Origin of the sequence: Pseudomonas sp. HY2-MNA-CIBAN-0224, assembly GCF_040310285.1 — a bacterium.
GTDB classification, from domain to species: Bacteria; Pseudomonadota; Gammaproteobacteria; order Pseudomonadales; family Pseudomonadaceae; genus Aquipseudomonas; species Aquipseudomonas helleri.
The window spans coordinates 1-247 of record NZ_JBEOPQ010000786.1 but is presented as its reverse complement, the minus strand read 5'-3'; the positions used below and the strand labels follow the sequence as shown (position 1 = coordinate 247).

The 247-nt window shown below is 43.3% G+C and carries 1 pseudogene; it reads right to left on the bottom strand.

Annotation, left to right across the window (positions count from 1 at the left end):
* A pseudogene (locus AAEZ03_RS28455) lies at window positions 1-218 on the bottom strand (hypothetical protein); the annotation flags it as partial.
* Window positions 219-247: the final 29 nt, after the last annotated feature.

Sequence of the window (247 nt, the reverse complement as noted above, 5' to 3'; positions counted from 1 at the left end):
ACCATAAGGGCTTCAATCATGAGCGCCAGTAGTGGTAGCTCATAACGACATAACGCCAGTTCCAAATAATCACTCATAAACTCTAAAGTACTGCTTTCGTTATGAATGAGACCTGACTCAATAGCGGGTTCTATGCCTTGCGAGTAGGTATAACTGCCAATAGGCAAGTTACTTGAAGCCAACATCAACAGCCGTCCGGTCACATCTGTATTATTCAAGTTGTTTGTACCTTGTGCTGTACTGGTAG